Source organism: Nicoletella semolina, assembly GCF_004345745.1.
GTDB classification, from domain to species: Bacteria; Pseudomonadota; Gammaproteobacteria; order Enterobacterales; family Pasteurellaceae; genus Nicoletella; species Nicoletella semolina.
Map to the genome: position 1 here is coordinate 205,271 of NZ_SLXJ01000002.1, position 20,758 is coordinate 226,028.

Genomic DNA, 20,758 nt, shown 5'->3' on the forward strand with positions numbered 1-20,758 from the left:
AACAATTAAAAGTGATAACTTAAATTAAAGCCAACAGTCAGAGGGGCTGTTTTCAAACTGAGCGGTTTAGATAAAGGCTTGCCAAGTGATAGTTGATAATCCACGCTTCCCTTGAACTGAAATTGCCCAGTAAGCCCTAATGCCATACCCACTAATCTTTTCCTTGATAAATATTGGGTGCTGATACCTGATACATAGCCCATATCTGCCGCTAAATACATTTTATGTTGTGTTTGATAATGCCAATTGAGTGTATTCTGCCAAGACCAACCACGCTCACCTGATAAGTTTTGTTCGCCATCAAAGCCTCTCACGGAATGTTCTCCACCAATGTTGAATTGATCAACAGGGGTTAATGGCGTGTTATGCCATTGTGCATAAAATGTACTGTTGGCTGAGAATGCTTGTTTTCCCAGTGTGAAGGGGGAGCTTAACGCCAATGAGGCATTGATAATCTGCATTCGAGACGTCCCTGCAATCGTATCTTGTTGCACATTGAATTCTTCTGGTGCAGGTTGGCTATTAAATAATCCTGTTCCTCGTTTATAACTTACATTTGCCTCGACAGAAAAAGCATTGAATTGAGAAGTGTAATTCAAATAACCTTCCCAACCGCCATATTGCCTACGTTGCACCCCAATTTCGCTGCCATCAATATATTTATAAATGCGTAAACGCCATAGTTTTCCGCCAACGCTTAAACGCTGTTGTTTATCACGCCAAGCCAACCAATTGACTCCAACATTCGACTGATCTGTTCTGCCACTGTATTGGTAGTTTACAAGATGCCCTTTCGTCGCTTCTCGATAATTGCTTGAGCTATGATTAACTGACCATAACCAATAACGAATCGGTATTGAATAATGTAGGCTATAGCCCTTTGTCCCACTGTCAGTTTTACGCCCATTAGTATCATAATAAGTGAGCTTATGATGCCCTAAATCTTGGTTATAATTTACATACAATAAATCATTCGCTCCCAAGGGATTTAAGAAGGACAGATTAAGATTGCCTTGATATTTTCCCGTGCGTTTACTGCCTGTATTATTTATGCCAATACCGACTAAAAATCGCTGTCCTTGATGACGCTCAACGATAACGTGGCTGTGTTGAACTTTATGTGATGAAGGCTTAATTTGGATATGCGTTTCAACTGTGGCTAAACGGCGTATATTTTCCAACCCTTTTTCTAAATCAGGCAAATAGAGAACCTCTCCAGCACGCAGCGGAAAGCTCGCCCAACGTCCGAAAGCGGTTAAATATCTGTCTTTTTCTGCAAAGGCAATATCGTCTAAATAACCCCATTCAACATTGAACGTTAAAACACCTTTGGTTAAATCCTGCGGAGCGAAATAAACTTGTGTGGTGATTAATCCTTCATCAATAGCCAAATTTTGGGCTAGTTTTTGCAAATATTGAATGGACTGTGTGCCTAAACACATACCTGCTTGAAAACCCGATTGCTGTTGAATCTTATGAATAAGGGAAGTTGCTCTTGAGGATTGCTCTCCTTGAATAGCAAATTGATGGATTGCAAAGCAAGGCGATTCAGGCTGACCGAGCCTAAATGGCACAATCATCTTATCATTGTTATTGTGCAAGGTAACTGAAGGCATTCTAAGCAGCTGTTTTTCTAGTACATTTTGGTTCTGTTGTAAGCGTATTGTTTCGCTCTGCAAAGGTTCAGCTTGTAGAAGCTGGCTATGTAACAAAATGATGCTACCCAAAATTAAATATTTTTGGATTTGCGTAAATTTCATAGGGCTATTTTAGGAATGATTATCAATTTTAATTATTGTAAATTAAAATGCAAAGCCTTTTAGGTTAAAAAATAAAGGAGAATTGATGTTTTTTAGCTACTATGTTCGTGTCAATATCGCCAAAGTTATTACATTATTGTGTAATAGTTATGAATTGTGTCAGACAATGCGGTAATTGATACCAATCTGTCTAAATTTGTAAAGATTGGGAAGTACACAAAATTGAGGAAAAGAAAATGGCTATGACTGTTCGTTTAACCTCTCACTTGGACGAGAGATTAACTAATTTAACTAAACAAACGGGACGCTCTAAATCCTTTTATGTAGCCCAAGCTGTAGAAAACTATTTGGAAAATATGGAAGATTTGCGGATCTCCAATGCGGTTATTGAGCGTATTAGAGCTGGCAAAGAACGTACTTATACTGCTGATGAGGTGCGTAATGCAATCAAAATGGAGCGTGATATACTCTGAATTTGCTTTAAAACAATTAAAGAAACTCAATAAAAAGAATCCACAATTAGTTGATAAAATTATGGATTATTTAGATGATGTAGCTATGCTAGACGATCCTCGGGATAGAGGAAAAGCATTAACTGCTAATCTAGCTGGGTGGTGGTGTTATAGAGTTGAGAACTTTGCTCAGAAGTGTATAACGATTGATAATCCTTAAAATAGAAAACGGTATTATTTTTAGTACCTTTTATACTTGCTCTAACAAGGGGATTGTAAGCCGCTAGATTTTGATTAAGTGGAATGTGGTTTTGTCATAATATGCATTAATAAGATAGGTAAGCATTTATTTTTAAGGCATATTAAATAAGGGCTTTAATAGCGGTCAGTTTTTGCAAAATTTTTACAAAAACTGACCGCTGATAGGATTAAATCTTTGCTAAGATAAGTTCAGCCAATGCTTCAATATGGGCAGGCGTGGCGTTTAAGGCGGGAATATAGCGGTAATTTTTTCCGCCAGCTTGTTGGAAATTTTCACGATTTTCTTCGGCGATTTCTTCTAATGTTTCTAGGCAATCTGCAGAAAACCCTGGACAAATAACGGCTATATTTTTTGTCCCCTTTTTAGGCAATAGACGCAATGTCTCGTCAGTATAAGGCTGTAGCCATTCTTCATTGCCAAAGCGTGATTGAAAAGATAAAAGCCATTGCTCAGGTTTCAGTCCAAGCTGTTCGGCTACTAAACGTGCCGTTTCACGACAGTGAGAAGCATAAAAATCCCCTTCTATTTCATAGCGTTTAGGAATGCCGTGGAATGAAAAGAGTAATAGCTCATTTTCCGCCAACTGAATTGTTTCTGCCAATGCGTGGATATAACGAGGATCATTGTGATAATTGTGGATAAATTCAAACGGCAGCATTTTTTTATGTTGCGTTAATGCTTGAGCAAATGCGTCAAAAACAGAAGCCGTTGTGCTAGAACTGTATTGTGGATAAAGCGGTAACACAATAATCTTTTCCACATTCTGGTCGAGTAGATTTCTCACTGCACGAGCAATGCTTGGATTTCCGTAGCTCATTCCCAATTCAACCACCACATTTTTATCTTGTGCTTCAAGATAACGCTGTATGTCTGCCTGTTGTTGGCGAGAGATCACTAACAATGGCGAACCTTGCTCTGTCCAAATTCCTCGATAGGCTTCTGCTACTCTTGGTGAGCGTTTGGGCAGTACAAGTAAATTTAAGATGAATTGCCATTTAAATGCAGGTAAATCAATTACTCTCGGATCACTTAAAAATTGTTTTAAGTAGCGTTTTACCGCTGGAGTGGTAGGCTCGTCAGGGGTGCCAAGATTGGCAAGTAATACACCGATTTTTGTTTGATTCATAATATGTCCATAACTAAAATAAAATTAGCATTAGTGTAGCAAGCTGAGTGAGCAATCAAAAGGGGGGAAGGTGAAATCATGGCTATTTCTGTGATTTATTTTTTATTTGTAAGCGGTGTGATTTACAAAAAAATTTACATATCTAACCGCTTATTTTCTAGCTGATCAATCGAAAGCAAGCTATAATCACTCCCCTTTTGTGTGGCTAATCTTGTCATTAGTCATCTTCTCTCTTCACTCATATAAGATTTTTTAATGCAACATTTAGATACAAATAAATTACGAAATATCGCTATTATTGCTCACGTTGACCACGGTAAAACCACGTTGGTTGATAAATTACTTAAACTCTCTGGTACGCTTGATACTTCTCGTGGCGATCACGATGAACGAGTGATGGACAGCAATGATTTAGAGAAAGAACGTGGCATTACGATTCTTGCCAAAAATACAGCAATTAATTGGAATGATTACCGTATTAATATCGTCGATACGCCAGGGCACGCTGATTTTGGCGGGGAAGTGGAACGTGTGCTTTCAATGGTGGATTCTGTGTTATTAGTGGTTGATGCGTTTGATGGTCCAATGCCGCAAACTCGCTTTGTAACCCAAAAAGCCTTTGCTCACGGCTTAAAACCGATTGTGGTTATCAATAAAGTCGATCGCCCAGGTGCACGCCCTGATTGGGTGGTCGATCAGGTATTTGATTTATTCGTGAATTTGGGGGCAACTGATGAACAACTTGATTTCCCAATTATTTATGCGTCAGCGTTAAATGGCGTAGCGGGTCTAGAACACGAAGATCTGTCGCCAAATATGGATCCGCTCTTTGAAGCCATTGTAAAACACGTTTCTGCACCTGATGTACAGCTTGATGCACCGTTCCAAATGCAAATTTCGCAGCTAGATTACAGCAAATATTTGGGCGTTATTGGGATCGGACGAATCAAACGTGGTACGGTAAAACCAAATCAACCTGTTACTGTTGTTGATGCCGAAGGTAATGTTCGTAATGGGCGTGTGGGGCAGGTGCTTGGGCATCTTGGATTACAACGCTACGAGGCGACTGAAGCATTTGCAGGTGATATTATTGCCATCACAGGTTTAGGTGAATTAAATATTTCGGATACACTTTGTGATATTAATAACGTAGAAGCTTTACCTGCCTTAAGCGTAGATGAACCGACTGTAACGATGTTCTTCTGTGTGAATACTTCGCCATTTTGTGGGCAAGAAGGTAAATTTGTTACCTCACGTCAAATCCTTGAACGTCTGAAAAAAGAGCTGGTACATAATGTGGCGTTGCGTGTTGAAGAAACTGATGATTCAGACGTATTTAGCGTATCAGGACGTGGTGAATTACATTTATCCGTATTAATTGAGAATATGCGCCGTGAAGGTTATGAACTTGCAGTATCTCGTCCGAAAGTTATCTTCAAAGAAATTGATGGGCGTAAGCAAGAGCCATTTGAACAAGTTACCATTGATATTGAAGAACAACATCAAGGGGCAGTCATGGAAGCCTTAGGGATTCGTAAAGGGGAAGTGCGTGATATGATGCCTGATGGCAAAGGTCGCACACGCCTTGAATATATTATCCCAAGCCGTGGTCTAATCGGTTTCCGTAATGAATTTATGACGATGACGTCAGGTACAGGGTTGCTTTATTCAAGCTTTAGCCACTATGATGATGTAAAAGCAGGCGAAATCGGTCAGCGAATTAACGGCGTATTGATTTCCAATGGAACAGGAAAAGCACTGGCTTATTCACTCTATGCGTTACAAGATCGTGGAAAATTGATGATTGATCACGGTGTAGAAATTTATGAAGGGCAAGTCATTGGTATTCACAGCCGTTCAAACGATCTCACTGTGAACGCTCTAGAAGGCAAAAAACTCACCAATATGCGAGCTTCAGGTAAAGATGATGCTCTAACCCTGACCACTCCAGTGCGTTTCAGTCTTGAACAAGCATTAGAGTTCATTGATGATGATGAATTAGTGGAAGTAACCCCAACTTCCGTGCGTGTTCGTAAGAAATTACTCACCGAAGTTGAACGTAAACGTGCAAGTCGCACAACAACAAGCACAAGTACAAAATAACTATTACTGACCATAAAAAATGCTGCAATTGCAGCATTTTTTATGGTGTTGAAATAATTCTTCTTACTGTCGCTTTACATAGCAAACAAATCAGCGTAGAATGCGACCCTATTTTGCAATTTATTGCAAGAAAATGATGGTGCTTGCCTATCAAGCCCTGTCGAAGACCGTAGGTGAAATGATGTTAATCATCTCTTAATATCTGCCTACGTAGATGGTGAACAGACAGAATTTTCTGCTTCTGGACGCCAAAGCCCCAAGAAATATTGTGAAATCGGTTATTTTTGGGATTTTTTGTAAATTCTCGCTATTGTCAAAGATAGTTGAGTGTATCAGGAGCTAAAACCAATGGCATTAAATCTTCAAGACAAACAAGCGATTGTTGCTGGAGTAAACGAAGCTGCCAAAGGTGCACTTTCAGCTGTTGTTGCGGATTCTCGTGGCGTTACAGTTGAAAAAATGACTGAGTTACGTAAAGCAGCTCGTGAAGCTGGTGTGACAATGCAAGTCGTGCGTAATACTTTGTTACGCCGTGCAGTGGAAGGCACAGAGTTCGAATGCTTAAAAGATACGTTTACTGGTCCAACTCTTATCGCATTCTCTAATGAACACCCAGGTGCAGCGGCACGTTTGTTCACTGAATTTGCGAAAACAAACAAAGAGTTTGAAGTTAAAGGTGCAGCCTTTGAAGGTAAAATACAAGATGTTGCATTCTTAGCAACCTTACCAACTTACGAAGAGGCAATTGCACGTTTAATGGGCACAATGAAAGAAGCTGCGGCAGGAAAACTTGTTCGCACTCTTGCAGCATTACGCGATCAAATGGAAGCAGCGGCTTAATTTTAGGCACTCTTCTTTATTCGTTTAACAACTTATTTTACTTTAGGAATCGATTGTTATGTCATTAACTAACGAACAAATTATTGAAGCGATTGCTTCTAAATCAGTATCAGAAATCGTTGAATTAATCACTGCGATGGAAGAAAAATTCGGTGTTTCAGCAGCGGCAGCAGTAGCAGCAGCACCAGCAGCAGGTGCAGCGGCAGTAGAAGAAAAAACTGAATTTGATGTAGTATTAAAATCAGCAGGTGCTAACAAAGTGGCTGTAATCAAGGCAGTACGCGGTGCAACAGGTTTAGGCTTGAAAGAAGCTAAAGACTTAGTTGAATCTGCTCCAGCAGCATTAAAAGAAGGCATCTCTAAAGCAGAAGCTGAAGCTTTACAAAAAGAATTAGCAGAAGCTGGTGCAGAAGTAGAAATCAAATAATTTTTGATTTAACTTTTTCCGAACTTCAAGTTCAGAAAACCCCAATGGAAACATTGGGGTTTTTGCATTTTCAGGAAACTAAATTTTTCAAGAGATTATAATCTCTTTACTTCTTATTGACATAAGAAGTAAATAACGTTTAAACAACTTTATTTAAAGGATTTGATTATGACTATGAAAAAGAACGTATTTTTAGGAGCTATTGCATTATTTGCTGTTACGCAAGCTTATGCGGTGATGGGTTTCTTACAAGGTGAACAAGTGAGTGGTATGAATAAAATTTGCGACTATGGTGTCCTTGGATCAATTCAACTATTAATTTAGCATCTTATGCTCTTTGTCCTTAAACCTATAATTTCTAAAATTATTAGATAGCATTCAATTATGCTATATCACAGCTGATTTAATGTCATTAGAAACGCACTTTAATTAGCATACCACTTGCCAAAAAGTCGTCAATTCGCTATAATTAGCGACCAATTTTAGCATTTCGGCTGACGGTAACATTCCGTCAGTCTTTTGTGCTTTAGAAAATACGGCTCATTTTGTCATTTTAGTGGGCTGATGATTTGCAAAACTTTCCCCTAATCTGACCGCTTGCAGTAGTGATTTTTGACTGTTTGATGGAAGATTGGAAAATGACACCTCGTACTTGTACTACATTTTAATGCCAATTCCACCGAATTTTCGTGCTGGGTTGTGTAATCTCAACTAAAAAACAAAAATCAGAGGCTATCCTAAATGGCATATTCTTATTCCGAGAAAAAGCGTATTCGTAAGAGCTTTGGTAAACGCTCCCAAGTTCTTAATGTACCTTATCTATTAACTATTCAACTTGATTCGTTCGATAAATTTATTCAAAGAGATCCAGAGGGACAACAAGGTTTAGAAGCGGCGTTTCGTTCAGTATTTCCAATTGTGAGTAATAACGGGGCAACTGAACTGCAATATGTCTCCTACGAACTAGGTGAGCCTGTTTTTGATGTGCGTGAGTGCCAAATTCGTGGTGCAACTTATGCCGCACCTTTGCGTGTTAAGCTACGTTTAGTTGCTTTTGACCGTGAGGCAGCAGCAGGGACAGTCAAAGACATTAAAGAGCAAAACGTCTATATGGGTGAGATTCCGTTGATGACGGACAATGGAACTTTCGTGATTAATGGGACTGAGCGTGTTATTGTTTCTCAGTTACATCGTAGCCCAGGTGTGTTTTTTGATTCTGATAAAGGTAAAACTCACGCATCAGGAAAAGTACTTTATAACGCTCGTATTATCCCTTACCGTGGTTCTTGGTTAGACTTTGAGTTTGATCCCAAAGACAACCTTTATGCTCGTATTGACCGTCGTCGTAAGTTGCCTGCAACAATTATTTTGCGTGCATTAGGTTATACAACAGAAGAAATCTTAAATCTCTTTTTTGATAAAATTACCTTTGAAATTGCAGATAACAAATTGTTAATGACACTTGTGCCAGAGCGTTTGCGTGGTGAAACAGCCGCATTTGATATTGAAGCAAATGGCAAAGTATATGTAGAAAGTGGACGTCGCATTACTGCTCGTCATATTAAAGCATTAGAAAAAGATAATATTACTCAAATTGAAGTGCCAACCGAATATATTCTTGGCAAAGTGAGTGCGAAGGAGTATGTGGATTTATCTACTGGCGAGATTATTTGTTCGCCAAACACGGAACTCTCATTAGAGTTGCTGGCGAATCTTGCACAGGCAGGTTATAACCAAATTGAAGTGTTGTTTACGAACGATTTAGATCACGGTCCGTATATTTCGGAAACGCTGCGTGTTGACCCAACCTATGATCGTTTGTCCGCATTGGTAGAGATCTACCGTATGATGAGACCAGGTGAGCCGCCAACAAAAGAAGCGGCAGAGGGGCTATTTGATAATATGTTCTTCTCAACCGAACGTTATGATTTATCAGCCGTAGGACGTATGAAATTCAACCGTTCGCTCAATATTCCAGAAGGGGTAGGCAGTGGTATTTTAAGCAATGATGACATCATTGGTGTGATGAAAAAATTGATTGAGATCCGTAACGGTCGTGGCGAAGTGGACGATATCGATCACTTGGGTAATCGTCGTATTCGTAGTGTTGGTGAAATGGCGGAAAACCAATTCCGTATCGGTTTAGTGCGTGTTGAACGTGCTGTGCGTGAGCGTCTCTCATTAGGGGATTTAGATGGTGTTACACCACAAGATTTAATCAATGCAAAACCAATTTCTGCAGCAGTCAGAGAGTTCTTTGGTTCTTCGCAGCTTTCGCAATTTATGGATCAAAACAATCCGCTTTCAGAAATTACGCACAAGCGTCGTATTTCTGCGTTAGGTCCAGGTGGTCTAACTCGTGAGCGAGCAGGTTTTGAGGTACGAGATGTTCATGCAACTCACTATGGTCGAGTATGTCCAATTGAAACGCCAGAAGGTCCGAACATCGGCTTGATTAACTCACTCTCTGTCTATGCTCGTACCAATGACTACGGCTTTTTAGAAACGCCTTATCGTAAAGTGGTTGATGGTCAAGTTACCGAAGAGATTGAGTATTTGTCTGCGATTGAAGAAGGTAATTATGTTATCGCACAGGCAAACTCTAATTTAGATGAGAATTTCCGCTTCACTGACACTTATGTTACTGCTCGAGGCGAACACGGTGAATCAGGTTTATATCGTCCAGAAGAAATTCATTATATGGACGTTTCAACACAACAAGTTGTTTCTGTTGCAGCGGCGTTAATTCCATTCTTAGAGCACGATGATGCGAACCGTGCCTTGATGGGAGCAAACATGCAACGTCAAGCAGTGCCAACTTTACGAGCGGATAAACCGCTTGTGGGAACAGGGATTGAAAAAGCGGTTGCGTTAGACTCAGGTGTGGCTGTTGTTGCAAAACGTGGTGGTGTGGTGCAATACGTTGATGCTTCTCGTATCGTGGTAAAAGTAAATGAAGACGAAACCGTGGCTGGCGAAGCTGGGATCGATATTTATAATTTAATCAAATACACTCGTTCAAACCAAAATACCTGTATCAACCAAATTCCTTGTGTGAAACTAGGTGAACCTGTTGGACGAGGTGAAATTTTAGCTGATGGTCCATCAACTGATTTAGGTGAACTTGCATTAGGGCAAAATATCCGTGTCGCATTTATGCCTTGGAATGGTTATAACTTCGAAGACTCAATGTTAGTGTCTGAACGAGTGGTACAAGAAGATCGCTTCACCACTATCCACATTCAAGAGTTATCTTGTGTGGCTCGTGATACTAAATTAGGTGCAGAAGAGATCACTGCAGATATTCCAAATGTTGGTGAATCTGCACTGAGTAAATTGGACGAGTCAGGGATTGTTTATATTGGTGCTGAAGTTAAAGGTGGCGATATTTTAGTGGGTAAAGTTACCCCGAAAGGCGAGACTCAATTAACGCCAGAAGAAAAATTACTGCGTGCAATTTTTGGTGAAAAAGCCTCAGATGTCAAAGATTCCTCTTTGCGTGTGCCAAATGGCACTTCAGGGACAATTATTGATGTTCAAGTCTTTACTCGTGATGGTGTTGAAAAAGATAAACGAGCTAAAGAGATTGAAGAGCTTCAATTACGTGAAGCGAAAAAAGATCTTTCTGAAGAATTAGAAATCTTAGAAGCGGGGTTATTCACTCGTGTTCGCAATCTGCTTATCGAAGGTGGTATTAGCGAGAGTGTGCTAGATGATATTGCTCGTGAAAAATGGTTGGAGCAAACCTTAGACGATGAAGCGAAGCAGAATCAGCTTGAGCAATTAGCGGAACAGCACGAGGAACTTCGTAAAGAATTTGAGCGTAAATTAGAGATCAAACGTAATAAGATTATTCAAGGTGATGATCTTGCTCCAGGTGTATTGAAAGTGGTTAAGGTTTATCTTGCTGTAAAACGCCAAATTCAGCCTGGGGATAAAATGGCTGGTCGCCATGGTAACAAAGGGGTTATCTCAAAAATTAACCCTGTTGAAGATATGCCATACGATGAAAATGGTCAGCCAGTTGAGATCGTGTTGAATCCATTGGGTGTTCCATCTCGTATGAATATCGGTCAGATCTTAGAAACGCATTTAGGCTTGGCGGCTCGTGGTATTGGTGATCAAATCAATGCAATGATTAAGCAGCAACAATCTGTGGCGAAATTGCGTGAATATATCCAAAAAGCGTATGACCTAGGACACGGCTCACAATCTGTTGATTTAACTCAATTCAGCGATGAAGAGGTGTTGCGTTTAGCGGAAAATCTGCGTAAGGGCATGCCATTAGCAACGCCAGTATTTGATGGAGCCGACGAAAGTGAAATTAAAGGTCTATTGGAGTTGGGCGGTTTACCAACATCAGGGCAAATTACCTTATACGATGGTCGTACAGGCGAAAAATTTGAGCGTCCAGTTACCGTTGGCTATATGTATATGCTTAAGTTGAACCACTTAGTTGATGACAAAATGCACGCTCGTTCAACGGGTTCATACAGCTTAGTCACTCAACAACCATTGGGTGGTAAAGCACAATTTGGTGGCCAGCGTTTTGGTGAGATGGAGGTGTGGGCATTAGAGGCATACGGTGCAGCTTACACGCTTCAGGAAATGCTTACGGTGAAATCTGATGATGTGAATGGCCGTACGAAGATGTATAAAAATATCGTTGATGGCACACATTATATGGAGCCAGGTGTACCTGAATCCTTTAACGTAATTACCAAAGAAATTCGTGCATTGGGTATTGATATGGAGTTAGACGAAGCGTAGTGATTGATAAACGGAGAAAGGCTCCCCTCTCTTTAAAAAAGAGGGGCTGGGGGAGATTTGATAGTGATGTTAAATATTCCAATCCACTCCGTTTCTACTTCTGCCAAATCTCCCCTAACCCCTCTTTACTAAAGCGGGGGATTGGGACAAGTGGTTAAATTTGCAAAAATTTTTACAAATCCCACCGCTTGCAATTGCAACTTCAACTGAATTCGTAGGGTGCGTATTACGTACCAACAAACAACCTCAACCTAGGGGCAAAATAGTGAAAGACTTAGTTAAGTTTTTAAAAGCACAAACAAAATCGAACGATGATTTTGATGTTATTAAAATTGGTTTAGCATCGCCAGATAAGATCCGCTCTTGGTCTTTTGGTGAAGTAAAAAAACCAGAAACGATTAATTACCGCACTTTCAAACCAGAACGTGACGGTCTTTTCTGTGCCCGTATTTTTGGACCAGTAAAAGACTATGAATGTTTATGTGGTAAATATAAACGCTTAAAACACCGTGGTGTAATTTGTGAAAAATGTGGCGTTGAAGTAACTCAAACCAAAGTCCGCCGTGATCGTATGGGGCATATCGAATTAGCTTGTCCTGTGGCACATATTTGGTTTTTAAAATCACTGCCATCTCGCATTGGCTTAATTTTAGATATGCCGTTGCGTGATATTGAACGTGTACTTTATTTTGAAAGCTATGTTGTAATCGAGCCAGGTATGACTGATCTTGAGAAAAATCAGCTACTGACAGAGGAACAATACCTTGAAGCAGAAGAGCGTTGGGCTGATGAGTTTGATGCTAAGATGGGGGCGGAAGCTATTCAAGCCTTGCTTAAGGATTTAGATCTTGAGCATCAATGTGAAGTATTGCGTGAGGAATTACAAGAGACAAATTCTGAAACCAAACGTAAGAAAATTACCAAACGTTTAAAATTATTAGAGGCATTCCAACAGTCTGGCAATAAACCAGAATGGATGGTGATGACAGTTTTACCTGTACTTCCACCCGATTTACGTCCGTTAGTACCGCTTGATGGTGGACGTTTTGCGACATCTGATTTGAACGATTTATACCGCCGTGTGATCAACCGTAATAACCGTTTAAAACGTTTATTAGACTTGATTGCACCTGATATTATTGTGCGTAATGAAAAACGTATGTTACAGGAATCTGTTGATGCGTTATTAGATAATGGTCGTCGTGGTCGTGCTATCACAGGATCAAATAAACGCCCATTAAAATCGCTTGCGGATATGATCAAAGGTAAGCAAGGTCGTTTCCGTCAAAACTTACTCGGTAAACGTGTAGATTATTCAGGACGTTCTGTAATTACGGTTGGACCTTACTTACGTCTCCACCAATGTGGCTTGCCGAAAAAAATGGCATTAGAGCTTTTCCGTCCATTTATTTACTCAAAATTAGAAAATCGTGGACACGCTTCAACAATCAAAGCAGCTAAAAAAATGGTTGAGCGTGAAGAGCCGATTGTTTGGGATATTCTCGCTGAAGTGATTCGTGAACACCCAATTCTACTTAACCGTGCACCAACGCTTCACCGTTTAGGTATTCAAGCGTTTGAGCCGTTGTTAATTGAAGGTAAAGCCATTCAACTTCACCCTCTCGTTTGTGCGGCATTTAATGCGGACTTCGATGGAGACCAAATGGCGGTACACGTTCCACTCACATTGGAAGCACAATTAGAAGCTCGTGCGTTGATGATGTCTACCAACAACGTACTTTCGCCAGCAAGTGGTGATCCGATTATCGTACCTTCTCAAGACGTGGTATTAGGTCTTTACTATATGACACGAGAGAAAGTCAATGCGAAAGGTGAAGGAATGTATTTCCTTGATCCTCGTGAAGCTGAAAAAGCTTACCGAACAGGGCAAGCAGAACTGCACGCTCGTGTTAAAGTGCGTGTAACAGAATATGAGAAAAATGAATCGGGTGAATTTGTTGCCAGTACAAATTTAGTGGATACTACCGTAGGTCGTGCTATTTTGTGGATGATCTCGCCAAAAGGTATGCCATTTAAATTATTCAACCAAACTTTAGGCAAAAAAGCGATCTCTAAATTAATTAATGAAAGCTATCGTCGTCTTGGTTTAAAAGAATCGGTCGTATTGGCTGACCAAATTATGTACACTGGATTTGCTTATGCAGCTCGTTCAGGTGCGTCAGTCGGTATTGATGATATGGTAATTCCAGAACAAAAATATTCGATCATTGAAGCAGCGGAAGCGGAAGTTGGCGAAATTCAAGAGCAGTTTAATTCAGGTCTTGTAACCGCAGGTGAACGTTATAACAAAGTCATTGATATTTGGGCGGCTGCGAATGAGCGTGTAGCCAAAGCGATGATGGAAAACCTCTCGTCAGAGGAAGTCATTAACCGTGAAGGCAACCCAGAGAAACAAGCTTCATTTAACAGTATCTTTATGATGGCGGATTCTGGAGCTCGTGGTTCTGCAGCACAGATTCGTCAGTTGGCAGGTATGCGTGGTTTGATGGCTCGTCCAGATGGCTCAATTATTGAGACGCCAATTACCGCAAACTTCCGTGAAGGCTTAAACGTTCTGCAATACTTTATTTCAACCCACGGTGCACGTAAAGGTCTTGCTGATACGGCATTAAAAACCGCAAACTCAGGTTACCTCACTCGTCGTTTAGTCGATGTGGCACAAGATTTGGTGATCATTGAAGAAGACTGTGGTACGCACGAAGGTATTGTGATGACACCGCTTATCGAAGGGGGGGATGTAAAAGAAGCCTTGCGTGATCGTGTACTTGGACGTGTGGTAGCAGAAGATGTTCTAAAACCAGGGACAGACGAAGTGCTGATTGCACGCAATACACTACTTGATGAAAAATGGTGTGATGTAATTGACGCTGAATCTGTTGATGTGATTAAAGTTCGTTCTGTTGTAACCTGTAACACAGATTTTGGTGTTTGTGCGAAATGTTATGGTCGTGATTTGGCTCGTGGGCATCTTATTAACCAAGGCGAAGCCGTGGGAGTTATCGCTGCACAATCTATCGGTGAACCAGGTACACAGCTTACGATGCGTACATTCCATATCGGTGGTGCTGCATCGGCTGCTGCAAAAGAATCTAATGTTCAGGTGAAAAATGCAGGAACGCTTAAATTAGCCAACGCCAAATTTGTAACTAACAAAGAAGGTAAAATTGTTCTTACCTCACGCAATACAGAATTAACTGTGGTAGATACTTTTGGACGTACAAAGGAAAACTACAAAGTGCCTTATGGTGCAGTGTTAAGTAAAGCTGATGGTGATGAAGTTTCTGTTGGCGAGATCGTTGCAAATTGGGATCCACATACAATGCCAATTATCTCTGAAGTGAGTGGTTTCATTCAGTTTAGCGATATTGTCGATGGATTAACGGTATCTCGTCAAACTGATGAATTAACAGGACTTTCTTCTATTGTGGTTCAAGATGTGGGTGAGCGAGCGACCGCTGGTAAAGATTTACGTCCAGCATTGCGACTCGTTGATGCACAGGGGAACGATATCTTAATTGATGGTACAGATGTTGCAGCACAATATTTCCTACCAGGTAAATCTATTGTAACCTTAAATGATGGAGCTGAAATTTCTCGGGGTGATGCTCTGGCTCGTATCCCACAAGAATCAACAGCAACCAAAGATATTACAGGGGGTCTTCCTCGAGTAGCGGATCTCTTTGAAGCACGTAAACCAAAAGAGCCTGCGATTTTGGCAGAGATTTCGGGTATCGTCTCATTTGGTAAGGAAACTAAAGGAAAACGTCGCCTGTTAATTACACCAACAGAGGGTGAGACTTACGAAGAAATGATTCCGAAATGGCGTCAGCTCAACGTCTTTGAAGGTGAAATGGTTGAACGAGGTGATATTATTTCTGATGGTGCTGAAACGCCGCACGATATTTTACGCCTGCGTGGTGTACATGCCGTAACAGACTATATTGTCAATGAAGTGCAAGAAGTTTACCGCCTACAAGGGGTAAAAATTAACGACAAGCACATCGAAGTTATCGTACGCCAAATGTTACGCAAAGCCGTGATCACTAATGCCTACGATTCCGAGTTCCTCGAAGGTGAACAGGTTGAAGTCGCACGAGTGAAAATTGTCAATCGCAAACGTGAAGCACAAGGCAAGCCGCTTGTCGAATTTGAGCGTGAGCTATTAGGTATCACCAAAGCTTCACTTGCAACAGAATCTTTCATTTCTGCAGCTTCATTCCAAGAAACAACGCGCGTGCTAACGGAAGCAGCTGTTGCGGGTAAACGAGATGAGTTGCGTGGCTTAAAAGAAAACGTTATCGTGGGTCGTTTAATCCCAGCAGGAACAGGGTTTGCGTATCACAAAAGTCGTGCTGAAAAACGCCACTTAGGTCAAGAGCAAGCGGTCAATCCAACAGAAAAATCTGCACGCAGCAGTTTTGCCACAGAGGAAGATATCGCCCAAGCCTTTGAATCGGTTGCAGATGATGCTACTCAAAACCTTGTAGACTTACTAAACGCAGCGGACGAATAGTGCGTTATTCGTTAACATAATTTAAAAGGGACTAAATTGAAATGATTGCAATTTAGTCCTTTTTATTTATATAAGCTATTTACCTAGAAAATATAAAAGCAGATTTAAACTGGTAATGCCACATACAACGCTCAATAAAATATTATTTAGCCATTGATAGCTAACCATTACGGTTGCTAATGCTAAAATCTGTGAAATAAAGAGAGTGTATCCCTCTCCTGAGGTAGGTAAATTAAGGCTTGTCAGAATCAATAAAACCATAATCACTAACGATAGCATTTTATTTAATTTCTGCAAAAGTGGGTGAGCTAAAAATGATTTAGGAAGTACCATAGGTATAAAACGACAAAGCTGTGTGCCTAACATCAAAATTAACAAAAAATATAAGTGGCTTGTCATCAATATTTACCTTTAGTTAAACTAGATTTTGGGAGTAAAAAACGGTTTGGTAATAGGGTAACGACAACGATTGCAATCAAAATTGCCGCTAATAAAATGTTTTGGCTTGTGATTTGACTTGCAAGCAGGAAGCAGATGAAAGCAATACCGATAGGTTTGCATTGTTTTTGATTTTTATATTGTTCATAGCCTAAAATGACAAATAAACAAGGTAAGGCAAAGTCAAGATTTGGCACGATTTCTGCAATAAACCCTCCTGTCATCAATCCTATAAGAGCAGAAAAAGTCCAATATAGCATACCTAAAATACCTGTTTTGAATATCATTGCTTGACGAGTTTCTTGAGGTAACGTTGAAAGTAGAGCGAAATTCTCATCAGTGAGATAGGCAAGAGAAAAAACTCGTTGGCTTAAGCCTTTCGGCAAGTCAGGGCGTAAATTGAGGCTGTAAAAAACAAAGCGTAAGCTCATTAAAAATGTGCTAAGAAAAACAGACAGCAATTCTGTGCCAGCAACAAAAAAAGGAATAGCTGCATATTGTGCGGTACCAGAAAAGACAGTAAAGCACATTACAAGGATTAACCATACTGGCATTCCCGCATTGGTCGCCAAGATTCCGTAAGCAACACCTGCAGCAAAATAGCCCATAAAAACAGGGGTGGTTAATTTGAAAGCTGATTTCCAGCTATTTTCGATAAGATGCGACATTCTATATCCTGCCATAAAAACATATGACAGGAATTTTAACATAGTTGGTTATTTGACCCTATTGGGCTTGTAAATTTTTGCACAAGCTTGACCGCTTGTGCAGAAGCGGTGGTGTTTAGAGTATATGATCAAAATTATCTAACATCTCTTGTGGCCAAACACTTGATTGTACTTCGCCAATGTGTTTTTTGTGTAGTAGGAACATTGCAAGGCGAGATTGTCCGATGCCACCGCCAATGGAAAGTGGTAAACGACCTGCTAATAGGTCTTGATGCCAATCCATTTTTAGGCGTTCTTCATCACCTGTAAGGGAAACTTGTAGGCGTAGGGCGTTTTCATCAACACGGATTCCCATTGATGACAATTCAAATGCACAACTCAGCTCCTCATTCCAAACTAAAATATCGCCATTTAAACCTTTGTAACCCTTCTCTGATTCCGTTGTCCAGTCATCATAGTCAGGGGCTCGTCCATCGTGGGCTTTTCCGTCAGATAGTTTGCCACCGATACCAATCAGAAAGACTGCTCCGTATTCTTTACAAATGGCATTTTCACGTTCCTTGCCTGTCATATTTGGGTAGCGTTGAACTAATTCTTCGCTATGAATAAAGGTGATATGCTTAGGCAGTGCTGACGGAATATCAAAACGTGCTTCTACCGCCAATTCGGTTAAACGGATAGCTTTATAAATGCTGGCGACTGTTTCTTTTAGGAAGGCAAAATTGCGACGACCTGCTGGGATCACTTTTTCCCAATCCCATTGATCGACATAAACAGAGTGGGTTGGATCGAGAGAATCTTCATCTGGACGTAGGGCTTTCATATGTACAAATAAGCCTTCGCCTTCTTTAAATTGAAAGCGTGCAAGCGTATGACGTTTCCATTTTGCTAAAGAGTGTACAACTTCATACACAGCATCAGGAATGCATTTTACACGCACTTGAACGGCTTTTTCGATACCAGAAAGGTTATCTTGCATACCATTACCAACTTCGCTGAGGATTGGACCTTGTACTTCAATGATGCCAAGTTGTTCAATTAAATTTTGGGTAAACGTGTTTTTAACAAAGCTAATTTCTTGTTGCTGTAAGATAAAAGATTTTTGCATATTATAGTTATTCCGTTATTGATAATAAAAAGTAGATATAATTTAAATTATTTAGGTAAATTTTCAATAATCAATCAGAAAAAAATACATATTGGTATATTTTTTCTAATTTAATTGGTATTTTTTTAAATAAATTTTAAATATTGGCGAGAGGCGGATAAAAAATGGCGATAAATCATCAAATTTCGAGTGCAATCGATCAGTTGGATCAACAAATTTTGCGTGCTTTTACTCAAGATGCTCGTACGCCTTATGCTGAAATGGCAAAAAAATTTGGAGTCAGTGTTGGCACTATTCACGTTAGGGTAGAGAAAATGCGGCAAGCTGGCATTATAGAAGGAACAAAAATTCGTATTAATGCTCGTAAGTTGGGCTATGATGTGTGTTGTTTCATTGGTATTATCCTAAAAAGTGCAAAGGATTATGAGCGAGTGATAGCGAAATTACAGACGTTTGATGAAGTGGTGGAAGCCTATTACACGACGGGCAACTATTCGATTTTTATTAAAGTGATGACAAAAACTATTGAGGAGTTACATCGTGTGTTAGCCACCAAAATTCAGTTGATTGATGAAATCCAATCGACCGAAACGTGGATTTCAATGCAAAATCCTATTTTACGAGAGATTCAACCTTGATGATAAAGTTGGGCAAACGTTTTCTTTTGATCTTCTTCACAAATTTTGCAAAATTTTGAAGAAAAATCACCGCTTAATATAGATTGATTGTTAAGATATGAGCAAATTAATAGAAAGGAGAACAGCTATGTCAGACGTATTTCATTTAGGTTTAACAAAAGCAATGTTAAAAGGGGCAAAAGTCGCCATTGTTCCTGGTGATCCTGCTCGGAGTGAGCGAATTGCGGCGAAGATGGAAAATCCAGAGTTTCTTGCCTCAACTCGTGAATTTACCTCTTGGCTTGGCTATATTGATGGTCAGCCCATTGTCGTGTGTTCAACAGGGATTGGTGGGCCATCAGTGTCTATTTGTGTGGAAGAGTTAGCACAACTTGGCGTGCGGACTTTCTTACGTATTGGTACAACAGGAGCCATTCAGCCGCATATTAACGTTGGGGACGTGTTAGTAACAACAGGGGCTGTGCGTTTGGACGGTGCAAGCCGCCACTTCGCTCCACTGGAATATCCTGCGGTGGCGGACTTTGAAGCAACAAATGCACTTTATCACGCTGCAATCGGTCAAGGTATCAAGCCTTATGTTGGTATTACGGCATCAAGTGATACTTTTTATCCAGGGCAAGAGCGTTATGACACATTCTCAGGCAAAATTTACCGCCATTTCCAAGGTTCTCTGCAGCAATGGCAAGATCTTAATGTGATGAATTTTGAGATGGAGTCGGCGACATTGTTTACTATGTGTGCGGCATTAGGCTTGCGTAGCGGTATGGTGTCTGGTGTGATAGTAAACCGTACTCAACAAGAGATCCCAAATGAAGCAACGATTAAGGGAACGGAAGAGCGTGCGATTAATGTGGTGGTAGAAGCGGCTGGAGTACTTGCTCGTGATAGCTAGTTAGTGATTTAATCCCTTCATTATTATTTACATTATGCAGCAGCGGTAAAATGAGATCACCGCTGCTGCATCTTTATTTTGAGCTTGAGTGCAGATTAGCTGCGTGTGCAGGCAACAACTTCTCTGACTAGTCTGCCAATTTCATTCCAATTTTTCGCTTGGATTAAGGATTTATCCACAAACCACGAGCCACCACAGGCAATAATATTCTCAATGGCTAGGTATTCTTGAATATTATTTAGGCTAATGCCTCCTGTTGGCATAAGTTGTAAATTTCCGTAAGGTCCGAGTAGAGCTTTGATCATTTTGATTCCACCGCTGGCTTCTGCAGGGAAAAACTTGACAGTATTGATACCCATTGATAGTGCAGCTTCAATTGACATTGGGTTATTTACCCCTGGTATGATGGGGAAATTCAAATCTTGGCAAAATTTCACGATTGCGGGGTTAAGTCCTGCGGTAACCACGAAATCTGCCCCTGCATTTTGGGCTTTGACGACTTGTTCTGCAGTTGATACTGTACCTGCTGCAATTAACAACGCTGGATAATGCTGGCGAGCTAAGCGAATAGCTCTTTCTGCGGCACTTGATCGGAAAGTGATTTCAGCCACGGGCAAACCGTTTTCTGATAAGGTTTTGACTAAGGGTAAAATATCCTCTGCTTGTTCGACTGCAATAACAGGAACGACTTTAAGCTGTTGGAGTTTTTCAATAATTTGTGCGGTTGTATATGTCATCAT

At 40.4% G+C, this 20,758-nt stretch carries 16 protein-coding genes; 10 read left to right on the forward strand and 6 right to left on the reverse strand.

What is annotated here, in order from left to right; genetic code table 11:
- Nucleotides 1-5: 5 nt before the first annotated feature.
- Complete coding sequence (locus EV693_RS02430; protein ID WP_132500802.1) at nt 6-1,760, reverse strand: ShlB/FhaC/HecB family hemolysin secretion/activation protein; 1,755 nt, start codon at nt 1,758-1,760, stop codon at nt 6-8.
- Nucleotides 1,761-1,996: 236 nt separating this feature from the next.
- Between EV693_RS02430 and relB the strand changes: the two genes are divergently transcribed.
- Nucleotides 1,997-2,233: a type II toxin-antitoxin system RelB family antitoxin gene (relB, locus tag EV693_RS02435; RefSeq protein ID WP_132500803.1), complete on the forward strand. Its 237-nt coding sequence runs from the start codon at nt 1,997-1,999 to the stop codon at nt 2,231-2,233.
- Nucleotides 2,202-2,432 carry a type II toxin-antitoxin system RelE/ParE family toxin gene (locus tag EV693_RS02440; RefSeq protein WP_132500804.1) on the forward strand — a complete coding sequence of 77 codons (231 nt, stop codon included), beginning with the start codon at nt 2,202-2,204 and terminating at the stop codon, nt 2,430-2,432. Before relB ends, EV693_RS02440 begins: the two co-directional genes overlap by 32 nt.
- A 208-nt stretch (nt 2,433-2,640) precedes the next feature.
- On the opposite strand, the gene hemH is transcribed toward EV693_RS02440, so the two are convergent.
- Nucleotides 2,641-3,600 carry a ferrochelatase gene (gene hemH, locus EV693_RS02445; protein WP_132500805.1) on the reverse strand — a complete coding sequence of 320 codons (960 nt, stop codon included), beginning with the start codon at nt 3,598-3,600 and terminating at the stop codon, nt 2,641-2,643.
- Nucleotides 3,601-3,855: 255 nt separating this feature from the next.
- Between hemH and typA the strand changes: the two genes are divergently transcribed.
- The 6 genes from typA (at nt 3,856) to rpoC (ending at nt 16,274) form a co-directional block, all read left to right on the forward strand.
- A complete protein-coding gene (typA, locus tag EV693_RS02450) occupies nt 3,856-5,703 on the forward strand; it encodes a translational GTPase TypA (protein WP_132500806.1) in 1,848 nt (615 codons plus the stop codon).
- A 348-nt stretch (nt 5,704-6,051) separates the two neighbouring features.
- Nucleotides 6,052-6,543 carry a 50S ribosomal protein L10 gene (gene rplJ / locus EV693_RS02455; protein WP_132500807.1) on the forward strand — a complete coding sequence of 164 codons (492 nt, stop codon included), beginning with the start codon at nt 6,052-6,054 and terminating at the stop codon, nt 6,541-6,543.
- A 58-nt stretch (nt 6,544-6,601) separates the two neighbouring features.
- Nucleotides 6,602-6,970, forward strand: a complete 369-nt coding sequence (gene rplL, locus EV693_RS02460; RefSeq protein WP_132500808.1) for a 50S ribosomal protein L7/L12 — start codon at nt 6,602-6,604, stop codon at nt 6,968-6,970.
- A 168-nt stretch (nt 6,971-7,138) separates the two neighbouring features.
- On the forward strand, nt 7,139-7,294 hold the full coding sequence (locus EV693_RS09470; RefSeq protein ID WP_165904865.1) for a hypothetical protein: 156 nt from the start codon (nt 7,139-7,141) through the stop codon (nt 7,292-7,294).
- Nucleotides 7,295-7,711: 417 nt separating this feature from the next.
- Complete coding sequence (gene rpoB / locus EV693_RS02465) at nt 7,712-11,740, forward strand: DNA-directed RNA polymerase subunit beta (RefSeq protein WP_132500809.1); 4,029 nt, start codon at nt 7,712-7,714, stop codon at nt 11,738-11,740.
- 265 nt (nt 11,741-12,005) lie between these two features.
- The gene (gene rpoC, locus EV693_RS02470) at nt 12,006-16,274 is read left to right on the forward strand and encodes a DNA-directed RNA polymerase subunit beta' (protein ID WP_132500810.1); all 4,269 of its coding nucleotides are present in this window, start codon (nt 12,006-12,008) and stop codon (nt 16,272-16,274) included.
- 75 nt (nt 16,275-16,349) lie between these two features.
- Here the strand turns inward: rpoC and EV693_RS02475 are convergent, their stop codons facing one another.
- The 3 genes from EV693_RS02475 to asnA form a co-directional block, all read right to left on the reverse strand.
- Nucleotides 16,350-16,673 (reverse strand): AzlD domain-containing protein, encoded by a 324-nt coding sequence (locus EV693_RS02475; RefSeq protein WP_132500811.1) that lies wholly within the window; start codon nt 16,671-16,673, stop codon nt 16,350-16,352.
- Nucleotides 16,673-17,380, reverse strand: coding sequence for an AzlC family ABC transporter permease (locus EV693_RS02480; RefSeq protein ID WP_243694546.1), 708 nt, complete (start codon nt 17,378-17,380; stop codon nt 16,673-16,675). The genes EV693_RS02475 and EV693_RS02480 overlap by 1 nt, the downstream gene beginning before the upstream one ends.
- 115 nt (nt 17,381-17,495) lie before the next feature.
- Entirely contained in the window at nt 17,496-18,488 is a 993-nt protein-coding gene (gene asnA / locus EV693_RS02485) for an aspartate--ammonia ligase (RefSeq protein ID WP_132500812.1), read from the reverse strand.
- Nucleotides 18,489-18,652: 164 nt separating this feature from the next.
- On the opposite strand from asnA, the gene asnC reads away from it, so the two are divergent.
- Both asnC and udp read left to right on the forward strand, forming a co-directional pair.
- Nucleotides 18,653-19,126: a transcriptional regulator AsnC gene (asnC, locus tag EV693_RS02490; protein ID WP_132500813.1), complete on the forward strand. Its 474-nt coding sequence runs from the start codon at nt 18,653-18,655 to the stop codon at nt 19,124-19,126.
- A 127-nt stretch (nt 19,127-19,253) separates the two neighbouring features.
- On the forward strand, nt 19,254-20,018 hold the full coding sequence (udp, locus tag EV693_RS02495) for a uridine phosphorylase (protein WP_132500814.1): 765 nt from the start codon (nt 19,254-19,256) through the stop codon (nt 20,016-20,018).
- Between the two features lie 95 nt (nt 20,019-20,113).
- Here the strand turns inward: udp and EV693_RS02500 are convergent, their stop codons facing one another.
- The gene (locus EV693_RS02500; RefSeq protein WP_132500815.1) at nt 20,114-20,755 is read right to left on the reverse strand and encodes a bifunctional 4-hydroxy-2-oxoglutarate aldolase/2-dehydro-3-deoxy-phosphogluconate aldolase; all 642 of its coding nucleotides are present in this window, start codon (nt 20,753-20,755) and stop codon (nt 20,114-20,116) included.
- Nucleotides 20,756-20,758 lie beyond the last annotated feature (3 nt).